This is a genomic window from Hallerella porci (genome assembly GCF_003148885.1).
GTDB classification, from domain to species: Bacteria; Fibrobacterota; Fibrobacteria; order Fibrobacterales; family Fibrobacteraceae; genus Hallerella; species Hallerella porci.
The window spans coordinates 232,823-256,655 of sequence record NZ_QGHD01000001.1 but is presented as its reverse complement, the minus strand read 5'-3'; the positions used below and the strand labels follow the sequence as shown (position 1 = coordinate 256,655).

The following is a 23,833-nucleotide window of genomic DNA, read 5'->3' as shown; positions in this document are numbered from 1 at the left end:
TTAAAAATTTAGTTTCAAAAATATCCCACTTTCGAAGCGATTTTTAAAATAACCATACGAAATATAAGTAGAAATGCGAATTTCGTTTTCGCGCGGGAATGTTTCTGCTCTTTGCAAGCGGAAAATTTTTCAAACATCAATTCTTGCTAAATTTTCGTGCACAACGGGGAGCTGGATTTAATCCGGCTGAGAGGAAGGTAGCCTCCTTCGACCCGCACACCTGATCTGGGTAATGCCAGCGTAGGAGTTTTTATGATTGGAAAAGTCAACGACGATTTCTTCACACAGTCTATTCTTTCTAAAACGGGAGCCAAAAATTCGAAGGTCAAAATTGGGCCGGCGATGGGTGTCGATTCCGCAATTCTCAAAGTGCCCGAAGGCTATATGGCGATTGCCGAAGACCCGATATTTCCCTCGGTCCGGATGACGCCCAAAGATTTTGCATACGTCACCGTGCACATCGGTGCAAGCGATGTCGCTGTCATGGGAATTAAGCCGCAATTTATGACTTATTCGCTTTTGCTTCCTCCCGAAACGAAGCAAGAATATATCGCAGAACTCATCGATGAAATCAGCGCAGAAGCCGCGCGCCTTGGCATTTCTATCGTCGGCGGTCACACAGGATATTACGGCGCAGTCGTCTGCCCTACAATCGGCGGCATCACCGTTTGGGGAACGGGGAAAAAATTCGTTTCTCCGCGAGGCGCCAAAGCGGGCGACGATCTCGTCATCACAAAAAGCATTGCAATCGAAGCCGCAGCCCTTCTCGGCTTTGAACTCGGCGAAGCATTAAAAGGAAAACTCGCCCCGAAAGATATCAAGCGCGCAGCAAAACGGATGCAAGAAATTTCCGTCGTCAAAGATGCGGAAATCGCTGCAAAATTTGCAGGCGTTCACGCGATGCACGATGCGACCGAAGGCGGCATAAAACGCGGCATTTGGGAAGTCGCCGAAGCGTCAAAACTCGGCATCGAAATTCACACAGACGATTATAAAATTCCCGCAGACATTCAAAAAATCTGCGCCATTTTCGGGCTCAATCCTTGGGAAATTATCAGCGAAGGCACACTCGTTATCGCTGTCGATCCAAAAGAAACGAAAAAGCTCCAGAACGCCTTCTCAAAAGAAGGAATCCCAAGTGCTGTTCTCGGCAAATTCACCCAAAAATCCGCAGGCAGAAAATGGATTCAAAATGGCGAAAGCCTTGATTTTACGCCGCCGGTGAAAGATTTCTTCTGGGATGTTTTCTTTAACGCAAAAAATATTCTCGCCGAAGGAAATGTCGAAGAAGGTCTTTCGGAAAACGATAAACTTTGCCGCGATTTAAAATCCGCTGTTGAATATTTAAAAGCCGCAAATATTTACCGCATGCTTCCAGAAATCGGAATGAATATCGGCTACACCGTAAACGGAAAAACTGCTGCCGATGTTTGCGCAGTTCCCGGACGCATTTTCCGAGTGAATCAAGAAACCTGTTCTGTCCGCGATCCCGAAATGGGAATCAGCGTTTACATGGCAGGTACACTTCTCGAAATCCGCAAAAAATTTCCGCAAGCAGAATGCGTTGCCAATTTCCGCAGCAATGACAAAATTCTTTCTGCAGTCAAAAAACTCGGATTAAAATCTCTTGCGATGCCAACGCCAAAAGATTATTGGCAACTCGGTAATGATTACGACCGCGACCTTGAAAAAGTTATCGCCGGCGCAGAAACTTTGCCCGATGTTATCTCCATTCCCGACCGCATCAATTTGGAAAAATTGATTCTCGTCATCGGCACATCTCTCGACGATTTTCAGAAAAAAGTCCTCGCGATTAACACCGAAATTCAGGAGTAAAAATGAAAAAAAATTATTTGAATCTTTACTTGGTGACCGATTCCGATTTGGCGCTCGGGCGCCCCGTCGAAGATGTGGTGCAAGCCGCCGTTCGCGGTGGCACAACGATTGTGCAGCTTCGTGAAAAAACTGCATCGACGCGGGATTTTTATCACATCGCTCTCCGCGTAAAAGAAATTCTCCAGGGCACAGGCGTTCCGTTAATTATCAACGATCGTTTGGATATTGCGCAAGCTGTCGATGTCGAAGGACTTCACATCGGGCAAAGCGATATGCCCTACGAAATTGCCCGCCGCATTTTAGGTCCGAATAAAATCATCGGCGTTTCTTGCGATAATGATGAGCAACTTTTAGAAATGAACCGCTACGACGATGTCAATTATGTCGCCGTGCAAGCTTATGGCACCCAAACAAAAGCCGAAGCCGATCATCCGCTCGGCCCCGCGGGAGTTTTGCGTTCAAAGAAACTCACCCGCCATCCGCTCGTCGCCATCGGAGGCATTCATCTTTCTAACGCTGCAGAAATCAGCGAAGCCGAAGCTGACGGCATCGCTGTCGTTTCCGAAATCATGAGCGCAAAAGACCCCGAAGACGCAGCGAAAAAACTCTATCTTCAATTAGGAGTGAAAAATGAGAAATGAGTTTCCCTTTTGCATTCGCAAAAGTTTCTACTAAATTTCTAGCGTGTAAAACTATTCTCGAAGGAAATCCTAGCAATTCTACAACGCCAACATTTCCAAAAGAAATTTTTGCCGCGCGATTTGCCTTGAATCCGTTTACATGAGTGATTTTCAGTGAGTTTCTTTCTAAAAAACAGAGAACGTCAACTCCGATAAGCTTATTTTACACTCCCTTTGATTTTTAAAACCTCTCTTTGATTCTTGCTTTGCACAATTAGCAAGCTCATCGATTGCCGTGTGGGAATTTCAAGCATTTCATGTGCCGAAACATTTTTTTGCAAGAGTAATTTCCCGTTCAGATCAAAAAGTCTCGCTGTAACATTTTCGCTTCCAGCAATCAACGAAACAGAATTTTCGTTGCGGTAAATATTCCAGGTTCTGTAATTTTTTAATTGTGAAATCGCAGTCGTGCTATCTTGCTTTGCACTAGAAGAAAATTCCACGCTAGACGATGAAACGCTTGATGATGAAATGCTCGAAGAGCTTAAATCAAAATTTGAAGAACTCGAATTTTTCATTTCAGAGGAACTTGAAATTTTTTGATTTCCAAACTCAGCTTCGCGATTTCCGCCGATGATTTGAATATTTGGCGTTTTGGGCGCATCCATATTCCAGCCTAAAAAATAATCGAGCATACTTGCCTGCACATAACCTTTCGCCGTCATGCCATTTCGATAACACGGATTTTGTGCAAGGCTATAAATGCGGTGTTCTGTTTCAATGTCTGTTGTAAAAATCACGAGTTCATTTTTCGTGTAATTGACGAGAATCGATTCTTCGCGCCAGTCGCCCAAAATGTCGCCATGGAACATTGCAACGCCGCGCTCGCTTCCCGACGATTCGTAAACCTTCCAAGTCGAAAGCAAGCGATTGACAGCCTTGTTCTTGTAATCCCACTTTTCGATTTTTCCTTCGTTGTAACTTTCAGAACCTAAGTCTCCGTCCCACCAATAACGTTGTACGGGATACATATAATTGTCTGCAATTTTTTTGCCCGTGGGTCCGTTGTAGGTTCCTTGAAAGCTCCAAACTTCAAAGCCATCGTAATTGGGGTCGATGTCTCCAACGGCTCCGCGGCCGACATCTACCGTATTTTCGGGCGCCACAGAATGTTTCCAAATGATTTTCCCGGTCGATGCGTTGTAGTAATATTCCAAAAGTCCGTTCGGATTTTTTTGCTGGATGCCGTAGCCCATCATCACTTTATCGTTTTTGCTAAACGCACCCACATACCAGCGGTCTCCATGAACGACTTTATCGATACTGTAACGAAGCGTGCCGTCACCATTTAACGCATAACCCATGTGCAGCACTTCATCTTTTCCGTCAAAATCAACATCGGCAATTCGGATTTGATGCGCTTCGGCAAATCCATTTTTATTGTCAAATTTCCAAAGCTGTTTGAATTTTCCATTTTGATAACCGTAAGCAACCATTAAACTGTTAAATGATTTGTTGGCATTTCGATTTTTAAACCAACAAACGACACTCGGATTTTTCCCGTCCAAGTATCCGATTTCCATCATCGTCGCCATCGGACCAATTTTGATGTAATCTTTGGGAACGTCAGCGGTCGCTTTCAATTTTCCGGTGCGCCCGTCGATGATTGCAATCGCTTGTGCGTTCGCCACTGCATTTTGATAAACGTTTCCGTCGCCAAATTTTACGCCGTCAGCGATGCGCAAAATCAGTTCTGCATAACCGTCGCTATCGATATCATAAACCGTTGCGCCGTCCCACATTCCCACGTCAATCGTCGATGCGCCCGGGCTGATGTTGTTCTTGTTTTCGCTGTTTGCGCCTAAATCAATTTCCCACAAGAATTTCCCCTTGCTCGAATACGCCTCTAGTTTTTGATGGTTATCGCTATAGCGGTCGAGTACGTAATCGTAAGCGCCATCGCCGTCTAAATCGCCTACCCACACAAAGTGAATTTTGCTTCCCGCCTTAATCGGAACTGTGATGTAGGGCCCGACGCCTTTATTTTTAGGCATCGTGTAAGAGCCCTTTGTTTTAAGCTCGACTCCATTTAAAATCTTGGTGACAAAATAAGTGTTCTCTTTTGAAAAGTCCACTTTTTTATCGACGACATTTGTGCCCTTTGTCAAAGGAGATGCATTCACCTTGACCGTGTCTTTTCCTGTGACGCGGTAAACATTAAACGCCAAATTCTTGTCGTCGTCAAACAAGCTCCTAAAAGAAACCAGCGCCGATGTGTTATTCTGCCTCACCGCCACAACGCCTCTGTCAAGGTATTCAAAATTTCGCGCCGCATGCGCTAAAGAAATTGACGCAAGTGTGAATGTCAAACCAACGCAAACTTTCTGAATTTGTTTCATAAAACCTCCTAATTCAAAACCTTAATTTTTTGAACTTTTGATTTAAACCCATTCGCCGAAATTTTTACATAATAAATTCCGCTACGCACTGTGTTGGGAAGCGCGTATGTTTCTGCCGAATTTCCACGTTGCAAAGCCGTTTCAAATACAACTTTTCCTTTGATATTCAACAGTTGCAATTTTCCATTTGCCGGAGCATTTTCAACTTGGAGTGTTCTGCTGCAATTATCAAAATGAACTTGGAAACTATTTTGATTGAATGTTCCAAATGAAATGGCGGTTTTATTTTCGGTCGTATCTTTCTTTGTCGAATCGGCTTTTAATGTATCTGTTTTTGCGGTATCAATTTTTACGGTATCTCTTTTCATCGTATCCACAATCGCAGTATCTGCTTTTGCGGTAGCTTTTTTAACCGTATCGATTTTAGGTGCAGCCTTTTTAATCAGTTCAATGTCATCAATCGAAATCCATTGTCCACTTGCACCTTCATTTACAAAACCAATGGTGATTTTTCCTGCAGTTACATTGATATCCGAAACGGTTTTCTTTTCCCAATTCGAAGCTTTTGAAATTCCCACATTCTTTTCATTATTTCCAAAATCTTTGGCGAACATTTTTGCGGATTTTTGTCCGCCACTACTTTGTGTAAAAGACGAAAGCGTGTAAGTTCCATTGGGGACATTTAAAGTCTGCGAAATTGTTTTATTTCCATCTAAATAAAGTCCAAATCTTCCTGTGCGTTTTTTCGAAGTGGAGTTAATGTTATTGGCATCTGCGCCTTTTAAATTCCAGCCCGTAAGCGTTGTTTGCGAAACACGGTCTGCTTCAAAAGAAGGATTCAAGCAATAATTATTTCCATCGCCTACTTCCCATAAACCTTCTTTTGCATTTATTTTCCACTGGCTCACCGAATGAAATTTTGGCTTGCCTGTTTCAAAAGTAATCGGCATCCATTGATTAAATCCAAGTCCATTTCCAGCAAAGTCACTCCAACGGTCACCAGCATAAATTACAAACGAACCTTTTGATCCTTTCACACTTACAAAAAATCCTGTTTGCGTCACATGGCTAAAATCATTTTGTGAGCCATCAAGTACAAATTCTTGACTGTATGGGCCTAAAATATTTGTCGCCGACATGCAATAAGTTTGCGATGTATTCCAGCCGTGCAAATCCGAAGAGCAGAAATAATATTTTCCGTCGTACTTAAACATGGCATTTCCTTCGCGGCCGCCCACACGGCTTTTGTGAATATTCACCGTTTTAGAACCATCAATTTCTAAAAAATCTGAATCGCGAAGCGGTGCAACATACAAATTTGTGCGCCCTTTTACATTCGAACAAATCACGTATGCTTTTCCATCGTCATCTTGAAAAAGCGTTTGGTCACCCGTTCCATTATTCACAAAAAATGTCATTTGACTTTCGGTTTGAACGCGAGCAAATTTAAACGGTCCCGTCGGAGAACTGCTCGTTGCAAAGTATTCGCCAAATTCCCATTTGGGGCTTCCGCCTTGTCCTGCAAGCACATATTTTTTTGTCTTTTTATTGTAGACAACACCAATGCGTCCAAACCATCCGCCCGCGGCTTGATCTGGTTTTAAAACAATTCCTTCGTCTTTCCAATTGACTAAATCTTTTGAAGAATAACAAGTGACTCCTAAAAATCCTGTATCGCTATTTTTCTTTGTCGGATTTTTTGCATAAGTTTCAGCACCTGCATATTTTACGCCATACCAATAATAAGTATCGCCCACTTGCAAAACGCCACCGCCTTGCGAATAAATATTTTTTCCATCAACCGTTTTCCAAAACACATCGTTTTGAATCGTTTGTGCATTCACAAAAGCGCTTGCGATAAAAACGAATGCAATGCCAAAGAAAAGCGCTTTGCACAAGAATTCTAAAACGCCTAATTCTTTCCAGTTTTTCATAACACACTCCTTTTGGGCAGTTTTCAATGTACTATACATTGTACTACAATCCTAAATATAATTCATTTTACTACAATGTGTACTATAATTTTGTAAAATTCCAGAAAAAACTTCCTTTTTTATAAAATTCTATATTCTACTATAAATTGTACTATGTTTTTTAATTCAATTTGACTATATTTAATAGCATGAATGAATTTGCAAATATTTTTGAATTTACGAAATTCCGAAAATTTTTAGCGCATTACCAAGCGCAAAGGCAATTAAAAGAGCCTCATTTTTCGCGTACCGAATTTTGCAATCTTTTAGGACTTCCGAATACTCGTAGTTATTTTAACGATGTAGTGCAAGGCAAACGCGTCACCGACACGATGATAGAACGCTTTGAAAATGTCATTGGATTAAAAGGAACCGAAGCGAAATATTTCGAAGCGATGATTCTTTTTGACCAAGGAAAATCCGCCGAAGTCAAAGATAAAGCTTTCGAAACCATGATGAAACTCAACAAAAACTCGCAAGCGATTTTAAACCCCGATAGTTACGCATTTTTTTCTAATTGGTACAATAGCACGCTTTATGCGATTTTAGAAGTTTTAAATGTCAATGAAGATTTAACAGAGATTTCACAAAAAATATTTCCGCCCGTTTCCGAAAAAAATTTGCAAGAAAGCTTGGCGTTGATGCAAAAAATGAATCTAATTTGCAAAAATGAAAAAGGCTTTTGGAAACCCACAAAAGAAAGCTTAGCAACAGTGCAACAATGTAAAAGTCAGATGGTTTTGCAATATCAAAAGCAATGCTTAGAACTTTCAAAGCAAGCTCTTGAATCCAAAGATAATTCGCGCGACATGACAACTTTTACTTTTGCCGTTTCAAAAAATGCCCAAAAGAAAATTGAAAACGCTGTCGAAAAATTTAAAGATGCTGTTCGAAAAATTGTGAGTTCTGATTTAGAAAAGCCCGAAGTCGTTGAACACATTAACCTGCATTTTTTCAGCAACTTGACAATTGAAAATTCGAGTAAAAAATAGGAGTGTTTATGCAATTCACAAAATTCATTTTTGCCAGTGCTGCTATTTTATTTTTGGAAAGTTGTTCCACAAACTCAACGGATTCTGCAGGCATTTTAATCGAAACAAACACAGGCAATAAAACCGCACGCATTCTTGTTTCCTCAAAAAATTTAGGTATCAATGCCGGCGACACTTTAGTTTTAAATCAAACGCACGCAGATACTTTAGGCGATACCATTTTCGTTTCAAAAATCAATTACACTCGCATCGCCGATTCTTTAGAATGCAATTCTGGCATCATGGTTTTAGACAGTTTTCCTGTAGGAAAATTTGATTCGGTAAAAATCAATTCCGCAAACGGAAATTCTAAAAGCGTTTTTGTTTCGTGGAATGTTGTAGAAGATTCTCTCAATTTCGATTCTTCGCTGGATGCAGAATTTAAAGGCGCTGTAACGCTTGCTCTCCCTAGTGATTTCAAGGATTTAGAAAATGCAAATGAGCTTTACGAAAATATGCCTTTTGCGCTCCAACTTTCGCAAATGAAAAATCCTTGCATTTTAGATGTCGATGGAAATTTAATTCGTTTAACCAAAACAGATTCGAATTTATATCGCGGAATCATGCCCCAAGTCATTTTCAAAACGAAAAATCAAATTCAATTTGACCTTGTCAATCAGTGTCAAGAAAGCGATTCTTTGAATTTGAAATTTGCCAATCACGCTGAATTTTTCGATGAATTGAAAAACGACAATTCAAGCATTTTGGGGCACGCACGCTGGAGCGATTCCACCGATAACTGGTATTACATCGACAATGTGAAAATTTTCAGCGATGACAATTACGGCGGCATTTCGATTTGGTTTAATGCCGATTCATTAGACTTAAAAGACTACGCCCAAATTATTGCAGCGAAAAATGACTCCACCGGATTCAAACTTCAAAAGCGCGGAAATTCGGGCGCAGTCAATTTACGCATCGATACAAAAGGCGGCGTTTATAACGCAGTCTTTGGACGCGCAAACGGAGTTCTTGACGGCAAATGGCATCAATACACATTCAAAATTCACCAAGATACCGTCACCACTTTTATCGATGGAAATTTAATCGGCGAAACGCAATTTAATATCGGGCAAGGTTTATCTTCTGCAATCAATCCTGGAATTGGCTACGGTGGATTCACGGGCGGCGTCGATGAACTTTACTTTTTAACAGGCCGCGAATCCAACAACTGGATTAAACTTTTCTACGCCCTTCAAAAAAGTTCACAAGAATAAACTCAAAATTGAATTGATAAAAATTCTCTCCCCACATAAAACCCCGAGCAGACTTTGCGCGGGGTTTCTTTCTCAAAACATAAAAGAACTCCCTAGAAAATCTAGGGAGTTCTTTTTTCTCAATTTTATTTCTTACGAAACCAAAAGCATTGAGAACACCATGACGAACAAGGCTACGGTTTCGCCCACGCCAAGCACCATCAAGTAGTTCACAAGACCTTTGCCCGTTTCACCGAGAGCGTTGCAAGCATTTGCAGCCGATTTACCGACATACCAAGCCGAAGCCAGCATACCGATTCCGCCGAAAATACCGACGCCTAAGTAAGCAGCCCACATCGCTCCAGTGGGATCCGCTCCGCCTTCTGGGTTGATTTTACCCAAAATGAAGAGCATCAAGAGCATCCCATAAATTGTCTGCGCAATCGGAGCGCCAACAAAGATGAGCAATGTGAAAAGTGCGTTTTTCCCTTTGAGATAGGCCTTTTTCCAGGCGCCGATCGCCGCCATGCCAGCGGTGCCGCAGCCCAAAGCCGAACCCACTGCAGCGAGACCTAAAGTCGCCACTGCACCGAGTTTCGTCAAAGTAAGTGCCATTTGTGTATCCATAGGTTTTTCTCCTTATGGATTAAAGAACAAACATCGAGAACACGAGCACGAACAGAGCGACGGTTTCGACAATACCGAGAACCATCAAGTAGTTGACCATGCCCTTGCCCGTTTCACCGAGAGCATCGCAAGCGACCGCCGAAGACTTACCTTGGTACCAAGCCGAAGCCATCATACCGAGACCGCCGAAGATACCTGCACCAAGGCATCCGCCCCAGTTGGTAAATCCGCTTGCTTCTGCAGCGCTCAAGATGAAGTTCATCAAAAGCATACCATAAATCGTCTGCGAAATCGGAGCACCGACGAACACGAGCAGTGTAAAGAGAGCGCCTTTACCCTGTGCGTAAGCTTTTTTCCAGACGGAAATTGCCGCCATGCCAGCCGTACCGCAACCAAGGGCAGAACCCATAGCCCCGATGCCGAGAGCTGCTGCTGCACCCATCTTAGCGAGAGTCACCATCGTTTGTTGATCCATTTTGTTATCCTCTTTTTATTGGTAACGGGAATTGATCCCTTGGTTAATTTTTACTCTTGGAGAAGGGAGCGAAAGCATAACCGCTCCATTGCAAATCCAAGCCGTTTGAAAATTCGAGAGTATTAAGACGCACAGCGTGAACGGCAACCCCCATCACTGCGAGGGCGATATTCAAACCGTGGACAAAAAGGAGAATCAGAGCTGCTCCTGCAATGCCAATCGCTGAACCGAACAGCGGAGAAAGCATTCCATTAAATGCTTCTGCAATTGCTGCGCCACTCATGCCCACCGCAAAAAGACGGATGTAGCTAATGACGTCAGTAAAGCTGTTCACAATGTTCAACGCGAGCATCGGAATTGAAATCCAATCCTGTTTGAGTCTTTTCGGCGGAACCGAGAAGAGCACGAGCAGAACGACAGCAGTGATAAACATAGGCATCATGAATCCCGGCATCGTCATTCCGAGAACCATGTTGTTCGCAAGACAGAACATGCACCAGCAGCAAAGCAGCCAGCCGACCTGCGCCATAAAGGTGGAATCTTTCCGTTTAATGCGAACGGCGATATTCCAAATATGCGCAATCGAAAGATGCACAACCGCAATGCAGAAGCAGAAGAACTGAATATGCTGCATCTGAGACTCGCCCGCTTCCATCGGCGTAAATGCTTCGGGGAAGAAGGTAAGAGTCTTGAGCCAATCATGATAAGCTGCAAACTTGGCCGGATCTGCTGGCGCAGAAGTACGAATCCAAAGCATCGCATTCCGAATCGGTTCCGGAAGCCAGTTGAAATTCGTCAAATCCAAGTAAGCGGTCCATGGCGCCATTTCGGGCGAAAGCCCGAGGAAGCTTGCATTGATTAGCCCCCAGAAAATTGTCATTCCACTCATCAAATAAATGAAATGAAATCCTGCGGGATTTGCCTTCGGCTTTTTGCTGCGGACAAAGAGAGCGATAGCGAGGAAGAGAATTCCATACGCCGAATCACCGACGATCATCGCAAAGAAAATGCTGAAGAAGCAGAGGAAAACGCTCGAAACATCCACTTCATGATATCCCGGAGCAATGCCGATAATATCATAAAGGAACTGCATCGGACGCGAAAGCTTGTTGTACGAAAGAAGAGTCGGCACATTATCTTCGTCCGACGGTTCTTCGACGCGAAGCCCCCAGCCGAGAGATTTTGCGGCAGCCGAAAGTTCTGCAACTCGCGGAGTGGGGCAAAAGCCCTGAATCGCCGAAAGAATTTTCGACGAAAGCATCCCAGCCGATGTTTCTTCGAATTTATAAGCATCCGAAGCATCGTCCAAGCACTTTGCCACTTTACTCTTTGCCGAAGAAAGTTCTTTGAAGCGGCTTTCTACCTGCGAAAGTTTTGCAGTGGCATCTTCTTTTTCTTGGCGGTAAAATGCCAAAGAATGCGTTGGAAGCGCAAGAGGAGTTGCGGGAGAAGTGATCTTCGCCGGTTCCGAACCGAAATTCAAAACCGCATAGCAAGAACCTTCGGAATTATCCGCAAAAGCTTCGATGACGGCATTGCCTTCGGCTTCGAGTTGCTGCCCATGAGGCGCCACATAAAGCCGCACAAAAATGCCGCGTTCTTCTAATGCTTTTACCGTTTCGGGATCGAGATTGCCAAAAATTCCATAACGCGAAAGCGCAGAATCGGCTTCGGCGTGGCGATCTTCAGCATCTTTACGCGATTCCAAAAGTTTTTGCACTTCGGCGATCACGCTTTCTCCCGAGACTTCGGAAGTGGCTACGGATTTCTTCGCATCAGGAATGGAATCCAAAGCTTTTTGCACACGCTGCAAATCATTTTTTGCGGCGTTTAATGCATTTCCTGTCGGATTTTTTAGCGGCGTCACATGGAGAATTCCCATTTCGCGGAGTTTTTCCAAAGACGCTTGCTTATCAGAATCCAAGCAGAGAATCGTCACCTTTTTCATCGGAGTAATCATGCTGCAGCTCCTTCCTGGGCGAGAGTGCGGGCGTTAGCCTTTCCCTTTGCCAGCTTGGAACGGGCGACACCAGAAATTTGCTGATCCGAAAGGAAGATATTGATCGTGCGAATATTTTCCTTCGCTTCTGGAATTTTCACCTTTTCAAACAGATTCACTCGCTGACTCGTCGAACGGAGTTCTGCCGAAAGCAATTCGTATTGCTTTTCGAGAACGCGACGTTCCAACCGCAGAGAAATGAGTCCCTGCAACGAACGAATACCTTCGTCGAGCCACGCAGGCGTCGTAAAGAAGTCCGGAATCGAAACCTTAAAATCGACACCGTTGAAAATAGGGATTTCCACACCGGCAATGTTGCCTTCGTCTTCGCGCACTTCTTTCACAGAAATGTACTTATCCCATTCAATCGGTTCCGCATAAAGCCCGATCCAACCCGCAATCGATTTCCGAAGCGAGTCTTCTTCTTCGCGCTTTGTCATCACCTTGGCCTGGAGCGTGCGCATTTCTAACTGCAACTGTTGCTTTTTCAAAAGCAACGTCGGCAGATAGCGCTGATAGCGCTTAAGCGCATCGCGTTCGACCTTCAGTGCGTTTTTTGTTAACTTGACCTTCGCCATATTACCCCTTCTTGGGCCAATACTGGTTGATCATCTTGGACGGAATACCGGTTTCTTCGGGGGTAAAGCAGTCGGCAAGAATTTCCCAGCCGAGGTCCAAAGCCTTTTCCAGCGGAATGTTCACGGAAAGATCCATCATTTCCTTTTCGAAACGTTCGCCATACTTCAAAAGCTTATTGTCCCAGTTACTCATGCGGAAGCCCATCGACTGCTTTTCAAGAGTTTCTTTGTAGCTCGCGTAAAGCTGAATCATCGTATTCATAATCGTACGATGGTCGCTGCGGGTCTTTCCGTTCACTTGCTGCTTCAAACGAGAGAGCGAACCGAACGGTTCAATGCGACCGCGCTTGAGGTAGAACTGACCTTCGGTAATGTAACCGGTGTTATCCGGAACAGGGTGAGTCACATCGTCACCCGGCATCGTCGTCACCGCCAAAATCGTGATGGAGCCCGAACCTTCGAAGTCCACCGCCTTTTCGTAACGGCTAGCAAGCTGAGAGTAAAGGTCGCCAGGATAACCGCGGTTCGACGGAATCTGTTCCTGCGTAATCGCGATTTCCTTCATCGCATCCGCAAAGTTCGTCATATCCGTGAGGAGGACGAGCACATTCTTTCCGCGAGTTGCAAATTGTTCAGCAACAGCAAGAGATGCATCCGGAACAAGCAAGCATTCCACAATCGGGTCGCTCGCCGTGTGCACAAACATCACCGTACGAGAAAGTGCACCGTTTTGTTCCAAGTAATCTTTCAAATACAGATAGTCATCGTGCTTCAAGCCCATACCGCCGAGGACGATCACATCCACTTCTGCTTGCAATGCGATACGCGCCAAAAGTTGGTTATACGGTTCGCCTGCGACAGAGAAAATCGGGAGCTTTTGCGAAACGACGAGGGTATTGAACACGTCGATCATCGGAATACCCGTACGCACCATCGTCTTCGGAATGATACGCTTTGCGGGGTTCACCGAAGGACCGCCGATAGGAACTGGGTTTTCTTCGATGGCGGGACCTTTATCACGAGGAACGCCTGCACCGGTGAAAACGCGTCCGAGAAGAGCGTCGCTAAACGGAATTTCCATCGGCTTTCCGAGGAAACGAACCTGCGAATCCGTTGAAATACCGCGAGCACCTGCGAACACCTGCAAGTCCACCATGTCTTTGTCAATGCGGATCACGCGTGCAAGAGAAGTTCCCTGAGCACTCGTCACCTGAGCCAATTCTTGGTTTGCAACGCCATCGGCCTTAACGGTGATAACGCTACCCGCAATACGTTCAATACGATGATAAACCTTATACATTCTTCGTGACCTCCGCAACGGAGCTTGAAATCTGATTTTCGAGAGACTTGAATTCGTCGGAGCCAAACGCGACTCGGTTCCAGTCCTTAGTCATCTGCGTAAGCTTCAAGAAGAAGCCACGAGCGGAATCCTTATCGGCAAAAGACATCGGCGTTTTGAGAATGTTGTAAACGCGTTCAAAGACATACTTCTGACGATCTGCCGAGCAAGCGGCATCGATTTCGTGATAAGCATCTTGCTGCAAATAAACCGCATCCAGATATTCGGACTTGAGGTAAAGAATAAAGTCTTCGATAGAAGTGCCTTCTTCGCCCACGACCTTCATCATCTGGTTCACATCGTTACCGCTAGCGAGGATGTGGCGAGCTTCTTCCACTTTCTTCGAATCGATAATGCCTTCGTACTTCGACCAAGAATCGAGCGGGTGAATTGCCGGGAAACGACGTTGGTCAGAACGTTCACGCGAAAGGCCGAGGAATGCGCCCACCACCTTCAAGGTAGCCTGCGTCACCGGTTCTTCGAAGTTACCGCCAGCCGGTGAAACAGAACCGCCGATCGTCACAGAACCTGTAGAACCATCTTTCAAACGGACAACGCCACCGCGTTCGTAGAACGAAGCGATCACCGATTCCAAGTAAGCCGGGAAAGCTTCTTCGCCCGGAATTTCTTCCAAACGACCGCTCATTTCACGGAGAGCCTGTGCCCAACGCGAAGTCGAGTCTGCAAGGAGCAAGACGTTCAAACCCATTTGACGATAATATTCTGCCAAGGTCACGCCGGTATAAACCGAAGCTTCACGAGCCGCCACCGGCATCGAAGAAGTATTACAAATGATCAAGGTACGTTCCATCAAACTCTTGCCCGTTCTCGGGTCAATGAGTTCTGGGAATTCGCGGAGGGTTTCCACCACTTCACCAGCACGTTCACCGCAAGCAGTCAAAATCACAATGTCCACGTCTGCGTAACGGCTCATCAACTGTTGCAGAACGGTTTTGCCAGCGCCGAAAGGACCCGGCGTGCAGAATGTACCGCCTTGCATCACCGGGAAGAATGTATCGATAATTCTCTGCTGCATCGTGAGCGGCTTCGATGGACGCAAACGTTCTTCGTAATTCTTAATCGGAATCTTGACCGGCCAAGTCTGATACATCTTGACTTCGATATTTTTGCCATTTTCGTCTTTCAAAACAGCGATAACATCTTCCACGACATGCTCGCCAGCCGGAACAACACTTTCGACAGTCAAAACATCGCGGAACTTGAACGGCACCATAATGCGGTGCTTGAAAATGCCTTCGGGAACTGTACCGAGAGTATCGCCGCCGGTAACTTTATCGCCCGGCTTTGCCACCGGAGTAAAAGCCCACTTGAGATCGCGCGGAAGCGCTGGCAGATATTTACCGCGTTGCAAGAAAAATCCGCATTCTTCTGCGAGTTTTGGCAGCGGATTCTGCAAACCATCAAACACTTGAGTCAAAAGACCCGGACCGAGTTCTACAGAGAGCAATTCGCCTGTAAAGCTCACTTCGTCGCCCGCTTTGAGGCCTGTCGTATCTTCAAAAACCTGAAGTTCTGCGTAATCGCCACGAATACGAATCACTTCGCTTTTTAATTCCACGCCCGAAGAAAGTTTCGCAAAACCCACTTCGTTTTGTGCGACTGCACCTTCGAATGCGACACGGATAAGGTTTCCGTTCACACCGACAATTTTACCGATTGTAGCCATTGAAAGTTAGACCTCCGGTCTTTCCTGCTTATACGCAGGATCGTTATCATTAATCACTTTTAGGACGGCAGCATTCCCCGCTTCTGCGGAAATCCGAGACCACCGTTCACAGATTTTCAGTTTGATGGCAAATGCGTAGACCGCAGCCATCGAATCTTCTCCGCGGGCAAGTTCATCGACCAGCCAAAAACGAGCGCGGTCCAAATCCTGTTCACGGTCTAACGGATTCGGTTTTGCAAATGCATCCGAAACCATCTTGGCAAATGTGACATCGTAGCCGGGGAATTGGCGTTCTGTAAAACGCACTTCGGGTCCCCAAGCTGCAGCACGTGCGTGCCCCACCACATTTTTCAGTTGAATCTCATGAGCCATATAAGCCGAAACAAAAGGATCGTCGCATTCTTCCCCGTTCACCAGGGCGTCGAACGTAGCGAGTTCTTCTTCGGTCATGACCGCCGAGCAACGATTGCGAAGATCCGCAATCGAGAACGGAGGAGTATCTCCGAACTTCAAAAACGGAAGCGACGCGGTAATGTAAACGGCATTGCTCATGGATTATTTTCCCTGTGCCACGTCAGAAACGACCTTTGCGATTTCTGGGCGAACGAGTGCCGAGAGAGCTGCAGCGATCGACTGGGAAGTAAATTCGTGAGAAACTTTGCCACCGTCCAATTTCAGACGGAAACCAAACTTGACTCCGGAATCGCTGGAAACCTGAACGCCTGCCCCGAGAGCCTTTGCAAATTCACCTGTAGCAAAAGAAGTGAGTTTTGCTTTATCTGCATCCGAGAAGACGACTTCGGTTTCGGAAGAAGCATAATTCTTTGCGAGAGCGAGAAGCATTTCTTTCACGGTTGCGTCGGAAAGATTCTTTTCGACCTGAAGGGAAAGGATTCCGTTTACCATCGATTCTAAGCTGCGGCCCACCGAAATGAGAACATCGCGAGCAGCTTGCTCCAAAGCTTTTTTGCTGCGTTCTGCATAAACTTCGGCATCCTTGTCGGCTTTTTCCAAATTTGCCTTCGCTTGTGCTTCGGCATCTTTGACAATGCTTGCGGCCTTTGCTTGAGCCTTTGCAATAATTTCTGCGGACTGAGCGTCTGCCTTTGCAACAGCTTCGTTTTGAATGCGATCAATCAGGTTTTGTAAATCTTCTGCCATAAAATCTCCGATTTCAATAGCGCTTTGTTTGCGTCGTTTTTTAATATACAAGAAAAAACGCAAATGCGCCCGCAAAAAATCGTAAAATTTCGACAAAATTGCGATGAATTTAGACGAAATGCATCCTTTTGGGATATTTTGCGGGTTATTTTGGGCGGTCTATCGCCGTCGAATCTTGAAGTAAAGAAAAGAGCCACGCGACCATTAAAGCGGCTTCGGCATCGGAAAGTTTTCGAATTTCCATGGGACGATATTTGTCCGGATGGATGGGCTGCGGGTCTTTTAAATAGGCGATGAGAGAATCGGGTTTTCCAAAGTAACGGGCGATATTCCCTTTCATTTCGGGGCCTGCGAAGTTTCTTGTCCACCGATGACACGCATAACATTCTTCGTCGTAAATCTCGGCAGCCTTTGCGCGATTTTCAGGAGTTAGCTTCGGAAGTGAAATCAAATCCGCGGCAAAAAGCATTGAAACAAACGCGAAGAAAAGAACGATTCCGATTTTCCATTTTTTATTCTGCATTTTTTTTCATACAAAATTTTGATAGTTTCCAAAATAATTCGTGATCATTTATATAGTCTGCGAATTTATTCGTCGCGCGGTTTTAAAAGTTTTCCCGTTAATGCGATGACAAGTCGGCGTGGCAAAATGCGTTCGGCAAAGACAATCGCTTTGTTCGCAAATCCCGGAATAATGACATCCGGAAATCCGAGAAGAATCGCACGAACCGATTCCCAAGCGACTTGCTCGGGGGAAGAACTCCAGAACTTGCGCAAAAATCCGCGTTTTGATCCCGCGAGAAAATGGAACGCTGTATCGACAGAACCCGGACAGAGTGTGAGAACGCGGACATGGTAAGGCTTCGCTTCTTCGGCGAGCGCTTGACTATAAGAAAGGACAAACGCTTTACTCGCAAAATATGCCGCCATATACGGTCCCGGTTGAAATCCGCCGAGACTTGCGACATTTAAGATGACGCCTTTGCGACGCGCATTCATCGTTTTGAGCGCAAGCTTGGAAAGCACCATTAAACTTTCGATGTTGAGAGTTACCATTTTGCATTCGGCAGCCGCAGAAATTTCCGCTGCATTTCCGCAGAAGCCCGCACCGGCATCGTTGACCAAAATATCAGGCGGGCGTCCGGTGAGTTCAATCGTCTTTTCGAAAACTTTTTCGGCGTCCCCGCTTTCAGAAAGGTCGGCGCTTAACGCATAAGCTTGAACGCCAAAACGCACAGAAAGATCGGACGCAAGCGCTTCTAACTTGTCGGTTCTACGGGCGACGAGAACGACTTGTTCTGCTTGGGGAGCTAGAGCGTAGGCTATTGCTTTGCCGATGCCGGAACTTGCACCTGTAATCAAAAGAGACTGATAACGTTTCATAGGCACTCAACATTTCTATTATTGTGACACTTTCAAATTAACTTTTTTTATAGGATAACGCAAACCGATGGATTTGATCAGCGTTTTTTTGATCGCCTGCGCCCTCGCAATTGACTGTTTAGCGGTTTCTCTTTCCATCGGACTTTGCCGCAAAGAAACTTCTCAAGCTGAAATTTTCAAAATCGGACTCTTTTTTGGAATTTTCCAAGCGGGAATGACCTTAGCTGGAGCTTTTTGCGGGAAATTTTTAGCGGAACTTATCGGCGCCATCGACCATTGGATTGCTTTTGGGCTTTTGTGTTTTCTCGGTGTGCGGATGATTTGGGAAGCTGCCCGCGGAGGCGAAGAGCAGACTTTTACAAAAAAATTGAATTTGAAAACGGTAACGGCGTTAGCGGTTGCAACGAGTTTAGACGCCCTCGCCGTCGGACTTTCTTTTGGACTCATCGGACACGAAATTGCGTGGACGTCAGCCGTCATCGGAATCGTCGCTTTTCTCGCTTCGGAAATCGGCGTCAATTTTGGAAAAAAAGTCGGGAAAAATTTATCGGCAAAATGGGCGGAAATCGCCGGCGGAATTGTGCTCCTCACAATCGGCTGCAAAATTTTAGCGGAACATTTATAATCTTTTCGCCCGCAGAATTTTTTCCATTTCCATTTTATTTTTTAGTTTTAAGAATGCGGTAATTCGCCGTAAACATTCACTTTAACAAAAAATTCTTATGGCTATATTTCACGAAATTTCTCCCGAAGAACTCCGCGATAATCCGTTTCATCTGTTTGATAAAGAATGGACTTTAATCACTGCGGAACACGCTGGAAAAGTCAATATGATGACCGCATCTTGGGGCGGTCTCGGCATTATGTGGCACAAGCCCGTCGCCTATATCGCCATCCGTCCGCAACGTTTTACAAAAACTCTCGTCGATGCCGAAGAGCATCTTTCGCTTTGCTTCTTTGACGAAAGCTACCGCAAAGAACTCGCTTTCTGCGGGCGCAATTCGGGGAAGGACGTAGACAAAATCGCTGAATGTCATTTTACCGTTGCGCACGAAAATCAAGTTCCCTATTTTGATGAAGCGCGGATGGTTCTCGTTTGCCGCAAACTTTTTGCGCAGCCATACGACAAAGAAAGTTTCCTCGACAAATCTATTTTAACAAAGGATTACGCCGCCGAAGATTACCACACATTTTACATTGTGGAAATCGAAAAAATTTTGGTGAAGTAATTGAATTCTTTACGAAAAGAAGCAGGTTAAACGCCTGCTTTTTTGTTTGCACTTTTCTTGAATTTTTCGCGGATTAAAAGCAAATCGTGTTCATACGGATTCCGTTTGAAATCGTCAAACGCCCACGCAGTCGGGAGAAATTTTCCTTTCGCATAATGCAAAATCATATCGAGCCAAAGACCGTTCCCCGCATAAAGTTTGAAGGGGCCGCGTTTATACGAAGGCAAAACGACTTTGTCCAAATCCATGTAGCCAATGTCGATGTTGATTTTTCGATGTTCGAGAGAAGCCGCTAATTTTAATTCGAGCGCGTTGGATTTTTCTTTTTCGACGCCGATATTTTGCGGTTCAACCGTATTTTCGAACGAAAGAACGCCGCGGAAAAGTCCGCTTCCCATTTCGGGAGTGTAATAGTCGGTTTTATCAAACGGGAAAAGCTTTCCTAAGTGGCGAATGTTTCCAAAAACGGAAGTGAGTTTGCTCAAAATTTCTGCGGGCCATTCGGGACTCGGCAAAAGGACAAATGCGATTAAAGCTGCGTTTTCAGAAAATTGATGCGGAAGTGCCATAAAGAAATGCCACCATTTTAATGCGGATAAAGGGAAAGCATGCGGGCAATGTAAGCGAGCTGTCCCGGAGTAAATGAAGAAATCGTTTCGAGAGTTTCTGCGGGAAACATCGGATTATTTTCGTCGGGGCAATGGGCGACTTCTTTGAAGAAAAGGCGCGGCCTTGCCCAAGTTGAAATTTCATAATCCGTCGTCGTTTCTAACGAATCTTGAGCGGCGCGTTTCATGTTGAGAATATTTCCGCAGAAAGGCGTGTCGTCAATTCCGTCCTCGCAATTCGACATATCTTCTTCGGAAATAATATCCGATGTCGTCGCCGTCGTATGGCGAAGTCCCAAAAAGTGCGCGCTTTCGTGAATCGCTGTGTTGACGATATCTTCGGAAGTCTGCATTTTTTCAGTCCGCGAATCCACGCGGTAATGCGTTCCTACGACGACTGTACTTCCCGAGCCGCCGCCGAAATTTCCGCTGAAAAGCATGGAATAGCCGAGGACTGCGGTTTTCTCAATGCGATGCACTAGCACAATGTCTAAGGCATTATAAATTTCTGGTTCCGCGGAAGAATTTGGCCAACCGCCGAGTTCGGTTACGAAAAAATCTTCACTCGACTTCCCGGCAAGCCACGGTTCATTGTCCGGATACGCAGTCGCTAAATCGATGCGTTCGGATGCGCGATGCAAATAAACGGTATCGATGAAAATTTGCCCGGGCGAAAAATTCTTGCGAAATTCTCGCTGTAAAAGCTTTGCCAAAGAATCTGCAGATACCGAATCTGCGGTGCCGCCGTACTCGCCCGCGACAATTAAATTCACGCTAAAATGATTGCTGTAATTGCCCGCGCCTTCGAAAAGGACATTTTGGACTTGTCCGCGAAAATAATCGCCATTTCTTTCGAGAGTTGTCACCCAATACATCGGTTCATTTTCTTCGCAGACGAATTCGTAAATCCAGCGGCCATTTTCTTCTTTTGGCGTAATGCTTCGCGTTAAATTGCGAACGTGACTATCGACGACGCGGAATAAATTAAGTTGCGGCGCTTTTTGCAAAGAATCGATATCAAACGAAAGCCGATAAAATGCATTCGGATAAACCCGCAAAAGAGTTCCCGAAACGAGATGCGCTTTGGCAGAATCATTATTTGCCAAATCATTCGCCGAAAGTTGAAATCGCACATCAAATGGAGGCAATTTGGAGGGCGAATCTGTCGAAGAACCAAAATTTTCACAGCCGACGACGCCGAAGGGCAAAATGAGCCAAACGAGCCAAAAAAGTGTGAAAAATGAGCTTTTTTTCCTTTTTTCCGACATTCGAGCGTTTAAAGAATAAGAGGACACTTTGTCTTTGCAATTTAATCTTTTTTTAGGAGAAAATTATGCGATTCGATGAATTTCGAAAATTTTTAAGCCCGCTCTCAGAAAGACCCGCTCTCGCAGCCTTTTTTGCGGCGACATTGCTTCTCACTTCCGCAGAATTTCCGCTCTACGGCATCGCGTTTATGCCAATTCTTGTGCTTGCGCTGTGGGCGTTCCCCGCTTTTTCGCGGCGAATTTCGCTTGCGGTGCTGCTCTTTTTTGTGATTCGACTGTGGATTTCGTCATTTTTTAGCGCAAACGAGCCCGCTTTTCCCAAAAATCTTCCGCAGGAAGGTTCTGGTTTCGTCGAATCGGTCATCGATCGCCCCGAAGGCGTCGCCGTAATCGTAGAAAGCGAAAACGGAAAATTCCGCTTATCCAAAAAGCAAGCGCCCTTTCCTATGCCCGGAGATTCGATTCAATTTACTGCGAAATGGTTTCCGATTGAGCCGCCGACACTTCCCGGGGGATTTGATTCGCCCAAATGGTTAAAAAGTCAAGGACTTGCGGGCTTTGGAAAATTGGAATCCTTTCAAGTGATTTCGCATCGCTTCGTCTTGGAAAAAGCATTTTCAGCATTCCGCAGGCATTTAAAAAATTACTTTGGTAAGTATCTTTCGCCCGCAGAATCGGGACTTTTAATCGGGCTTTTGGCCGGCGACCGTTCGAATATTCCCGATGCGCTCCAAAGCGGATTTCGCCGCGCAGGAATTGTCCACGTTCTCGCCATCAGCGGATTCCATGTGGTTTTACTTTCGGGAATGATTTTATTGCTTTTAAAAGCGACGCGGATGCCGCACCGAGCAGCAAGTCTTTGCGCCATTTTTTTGATGCTCATTTACGCGCCCGCAGCCGGCGGCTCGCCCGCTGTTCTTCGTGCGGTCTTTATGTTTTCGGTCGTGCAATGCGGACTTCTTTTCGAACGCAAAGCGGACTCGCTCAATTCTTTAGGCGTTGCGCTTTTGATTTTAACCGCCGTTCATCCCGATGTCATTTGGAATGTCGGATTCCAACTTTCGGCGTCCGCCACCGCAGGGATTATCGCTTACGGAAAACGAAATCCGTTGACGACAAAAAATGAATTTTTGCGGAAAAATAAAATTTGGAATTTTTTAGAAAATTATGTTTTCGCAGCCGTTTGGATTACTTTGGTTGCGACCGCTTCGACTGCGCCATTTCTCATTTGGTCGTTTCATTCGCTTTCACCGATTTCAATCGTCGGAAATATTTTCGTGGTACCGCTCGTAAGTCTCGGCATGCAAGCGGGAGTTTTTGCGTTACTACTTCCGATTCCTGTTTGCGCCGAAGCGTTTTGCGCTGCCGCGGGATTTCTCTTTCGGCTTTCGGCATTTCTCGTCGGGAAAATTTCTGCGGTTACATTAGCGTCGGTCACGGCGGGGCCTTTCCCCATTTGGATTCTTCTTTTAATTGGGCTTGTGGTGCTTTCGCTCGGTAAATTCCGCGAAAATTTTTGGGTCCGAAGAATCGTTCTCATTTCGCTTTGCCTTTTTGGAGGCTATTTCCTTTACACCGCACTTTCGCCCAAAATTTCTCCGTCTTGGGAAGTGACCGTTTTGGATATCGGACAAGGCGATTGCATTTTAGTCAAAAGCCCAAAAGGAAATGCCTATTTGGTCGATGCCGGCGTCAATTCGGGCAAACGCAATGTCGCAAACGATAAAATTATTCCGTATTTGCAAAACGAAGGAATTTGGAAACTCAAAGGCATTATTATTACGCATCCCGATTTGGATCATTTTAGTGGCGCCGAAGTTTTGCTCCGCGAATTTCCCGTAGAAAATCTTTGGATTCAAGAATGCGCCCGCTTTACCGAAAAGCCAGAATGGATGCGCGTCCTTTCGACAGCGACTATTCGCAATGTCGCCATTCAAGATTTGCGGCGCGGGATGATTTTCCGCGAAGAATTTTATGCCAATCCAGAAGAAAAAATTCCGTGGGAAATGCGCGTTTTGCATCCCGACCCTACGCAATGCGGAGAAACCAATTCCGAAAGCATTACCCTTCGCATCGAAGGCGTCGGCGGTTCGATGCTTTTAACGGGCGACCTCACCAAAGAAGGCGAAGCGGAAATTTTGCAAACCGATATTGCGCTTAAAACCGACATATTAAAACTCGGGCATCACGGTTCAAAGACTTCGAGTTCGCGGGAATTTTTAGAAGCGGTTCAACCCGAAATAGCGATTGCATCCAATGGAAAACACAACCGTTTTCGTCATCCGCACAAAGTCGTCGTCGAACGTTTGGACAGTTTGAAAATTCCGCTGCTCAATACATCCAAAGTCGGCACTGTTTTTGTGCATTTTAATGAAAGCGGGCATCAAATTTACAGCACCGCGAATTCGGATTTTTCGGAATGAA

General features: G+C 45.3%; 21 protein-coding genes and 1 riboswitch. Of the genes, 7 read left to right on the top strand and 14 right to left on the bottom strand.

Features of this window, described 5'->3' with window-relative positions; genetic code table 11:
- The first annotated feature begins 154 nt into the window (after positions 1–154).
- A riboswitch (TPP riboswitch) is annotated at positions 155–264 on the top strand.
- Both B0H50_RS01080 and thiE read left to right on the top strand, forming a co-directional pair.
- Positions 253–1,836 (top strand): thiamine-phosphate synthase family protein, encoded by a 1,584-nt coding sequence (locus B0H50_RS01080; RefSeq protein WP_106197367.1) that lies wholly within the window; start codon positions 253–255, stop codon positions 1,834–1,836. Its footprint overlaps the riboswitch before it by 12 nt.
- Before the next feature lie 2 nt (positions 1,837–1,838).
- Positions 1,839–2,477 carry a thiamine phosphate synthase gene (gene thiE, locus B0H50_RS01075; RefSeq protein ID WP_106197368.1) on the top strand — a complete coding sequence of 213 codons (639 nt, stop codon included), beginning with the start codon at positions 1,839–1,841 and terminating at the stop codon, positions 2,475–2,477.
- 197 nt (positions 2,478–2,674) lie between these two features.
- Here the strand turns inward: thiE and B0H50_RS01070 are convergent, their stop codons facing one another.
- Both B0H50_RS01070 and B0H50_RS01065 read right to left on the bottom strand, forming a co-directional pair.
- Positions 2,675–4,855 carry a rhamnogalacturonan lyase family protein gene (locus B0H50_RS01070; RefSeq protein WP_106197369.1) on the bottom strand — a complete coding sequence of 727 codons (2,181 nt, stop codon included), beginning with the start codon at positions 4,853–4,855 and terminating at the stop codon, positions 2,675–2,677.
- 8 nt (positions 4,856–4,863) lie between these two features.
- On the bottom strand, positions 4,864–6,789 hold the full coding sequence (locus B0H50_RS01065) for a family 43 glycosylhydrolase (RefSeq protein ID WP_109587100.1): 1,926 nt from the start codon (positions 6,787–6,789) through the stop codon (positions 4,864–4,866).
- Between the two features lie 188 nt (positions 6,790–6,977).
- On the opposite strand from B0H50_RS01065, the gene B0H50_RS01060 reads away from it, so the two are divergent.
- Together B0H50_RS01060 and B0H50_RS01055 are read left to right on the top strand one after the other, a co-directional pair.
- Positions 6,978–7,820, top strand: a complete 843-nt coding sequence (locus tag B0H50_RS01060) for a TIGR02147 family protein (protein WP_109587099.1) — start codon at positions 6,978–6,980, stop codon at positions 7,818–7,820.
- Between the two features lie 8 nt (positions 7,821–7,828).
- Positions 7,829–9,076, top strand: coding sequence for a LamG domain-containing protein (locus B0H50_RS01055; protein ID WP_146129099.1), 1,248 nt, complete (start codon positions 7,829–7,831; stop codon positions 9,074–9,076).
- Positions 9,077–9,208: 132 nt separating this feature from the next.
- Here B0H50_RS01055 and B0H50_RS01050 read toward each other — a convergent pair whose 3' ends face one another.
- The 10 genes from B0H50_RS01050 to B0H50_RS01005 all read right to left on the bottom strand — a co-directional run bounded on the left by B0H50_RS01050 (position 9,209) and on the right by B0H50_RS01005 (position 18,304).
- Positions 9,209–9,682 (bottom strand): V-type ATP synthase subunit K, encoded by a 474-nt coding sequence (locus B0H50_RS01050; RefSeq protein WP_106197373.1) that lies wholly within the window; start codon positions 9,680–9,682, stop codon positions 9,209–9,211.
- 19 nt (positions 9,683–9,701) lie between these two features.
- Entirely contained in the window at positions 9,702–10,157 is a 456-nt protein-coding gene (locus tag B0H50_RS01045) for a V-type ATP synthase subunit K (RefSeq protein ID WP_106197374.1), read from the bottom strand.
- Positions 10,158–10,200: 43 nt separating this feature from the next.
- On the bottom strand, positions 10,201–12,117 hold the full coding sequence (locus B0H50_RS01040) for a V-type ATP synthase subunit I (RefSeq protein ID WP_109587098.1): 1,917 nt from the start codon (positions 12,115–12,117) through the stop codon (positions 10,201–10,203).
- Entirely contained in the window at positions 12,114–12,734 is a 621-nt protein-coding gene (locus B0H50_RS01035) for a V-type ATP synthase subunit D (protein ID WP_106197376.1), read from the bottom strand. The genes B0H50_RS01040 and B0H50_RS01035 overlap by 4 nt, the downstream gene beginning before the upstream one ends.
- 1 nt (position 12,735) lies before the next feature.
- Positions 12,736–14,034, bottom strand: a complete 1,299-nt coding sequence (locus B0H50_RS01030; protein WP_106197377.1) for a V-type ATP synthase subunit B — start codon at positions 14,032–14,034, stop codon at positions 12,736–12,738.
- Positions 14,027–15,760 carry a V-type ATP synthase subunit A gene (locus tag B0H50_RS01025; protein ID WP_106197378.1) on the bottom strand — a complete coding sequence of 578 codons (1,734 nt, stop codon included), beginning with the start codon at positions 15,758–15,760 and terminating at the stop codon, positions 14,027–14,029. Before B0H50_RS01025 ends, B0H50_RS01030 begins: the two co-directional genes overlap by 8 nt.
- Before the next feature lie 6 nt (positions 15,761–15,766).
- On the bottom strand, positions 15,767–16,312 hold the full coding sequence (locus B0H50_RS01020; protein WP_106197379.1) for a hypothetical protein: 546 nt from the start codon (positions 16,310–16,312) through the stop codon (positions 15,767–15,769).
- 3 nt (positions 16,313–16,315) lie between these two features.
- Entirely contained in the window at positions 16,316–16,921 is a 606-nt protein-coding gene (locus B0H50_RS01015; protein ID WP_106197500.1) for an ATPase, read from the bottom strand.
- Between the two features lie 145 nt (positions 16,922–17,066).
- On the bottom strand, positions 17,067–17,444 hold the full coding sequence (locus tag B0H50_RS01010) for a c-type cytochrome (protein ID WP_106197380.1): 378 nt from the start codon (positions 17,442–17,444) through the stop codon (positions 17,067–17,069).
- A 65-nt stretch (positions 17,445–17,509) separates the two neighbouring features.
- On the bottom strand, positions 17,510–18,304 hold the full coding sequence (locus tag B0H50_RS01005) for an SDR family NAD(P)-dependent oxidoreductase (RefSeq protein ID WP_106197381.1): 795 nt from the start codon (positions 18,302–18,304) through the stop codon (positions 17,510–17,512).
- A 67-nt stretch (positions 18,305–18,371) separates the two neighbouring features.
- Here B0H50_RS01005 and B0H50_RS01000 point away from each other — a divergent pair, with 67 nt between their 5' ends.
- The gene (locus B0H50_RS01000; protein ID WP_106197382.1) at positions 18,372–18,929 is read left to right on the top strand and encodes a manganese efflux pump MntP; all 558 of its coding nucleotides are present in this window, start codon (positions 18,372–18,374) and stop codon (positions 18,927–18,929) included.
- Between the two features lie 97 nt (positions 18,930–19,026).
- Entirely contained in the window at positions 19,027–19,533 is a 507-nt protein-coding gene (locus B0H50_RS00995) for a flavin reductase (protein ID WP_106197383.1), read from the top strand.
- A gap of 26 nt (positions 19,534–19,559) precedes the next feature.
- Here B0H50_RS00995 and B0H50_RS00990 read toward each other — a convergent pair whose 3' ends face one another.
- Both B0H50_RS00990 and B0H50_RS00985 read right to left on the bottom strand, forming a co-directional pair.
- Positions 19,560–20,102, bottom strand: coding sequence for a DUF4416 family protein (locus B0H50_RS00990; RefSeq protein ID WP_106197384.1), 543 nt, complete (start codon positions 20,100–20,102; stop codon positions 19,560–19,562).
- Positions 20,103–20,119: 17 nt separating this feature from the next.
- Positions 20,120–21,409: a zinc metalloprotease gene (locus B0H50_RS00985; RefSeq protein WP_109587097.1), complete on the bottom strand. Its 1,290-nt coding sequence runs from the start codon at positions 21,407–21,409 to the stop codon at positions 20,120–20,122.
- Between the two features lie 65 nt (positions 21,410–21,474).
- Here B0H50_RS00985 and B0H50_RS00980 point away from each other — a divergent pair, with 65 nt between their 5' ends.
- On the top strand, positions 21,475–23,832 hold the full coding sequence (locus tag B0H50_RS00980; protein WP_109587096.1) for a DNA internalization-related competence protein ComEC/Rec2: 2,358 nt from the start codon (positions 21,475–21,477) through the stop codon (positions 23,830–23,832).
- The last annotated feature ends 1 nt before the right edge of the window (position 23,833 follow it).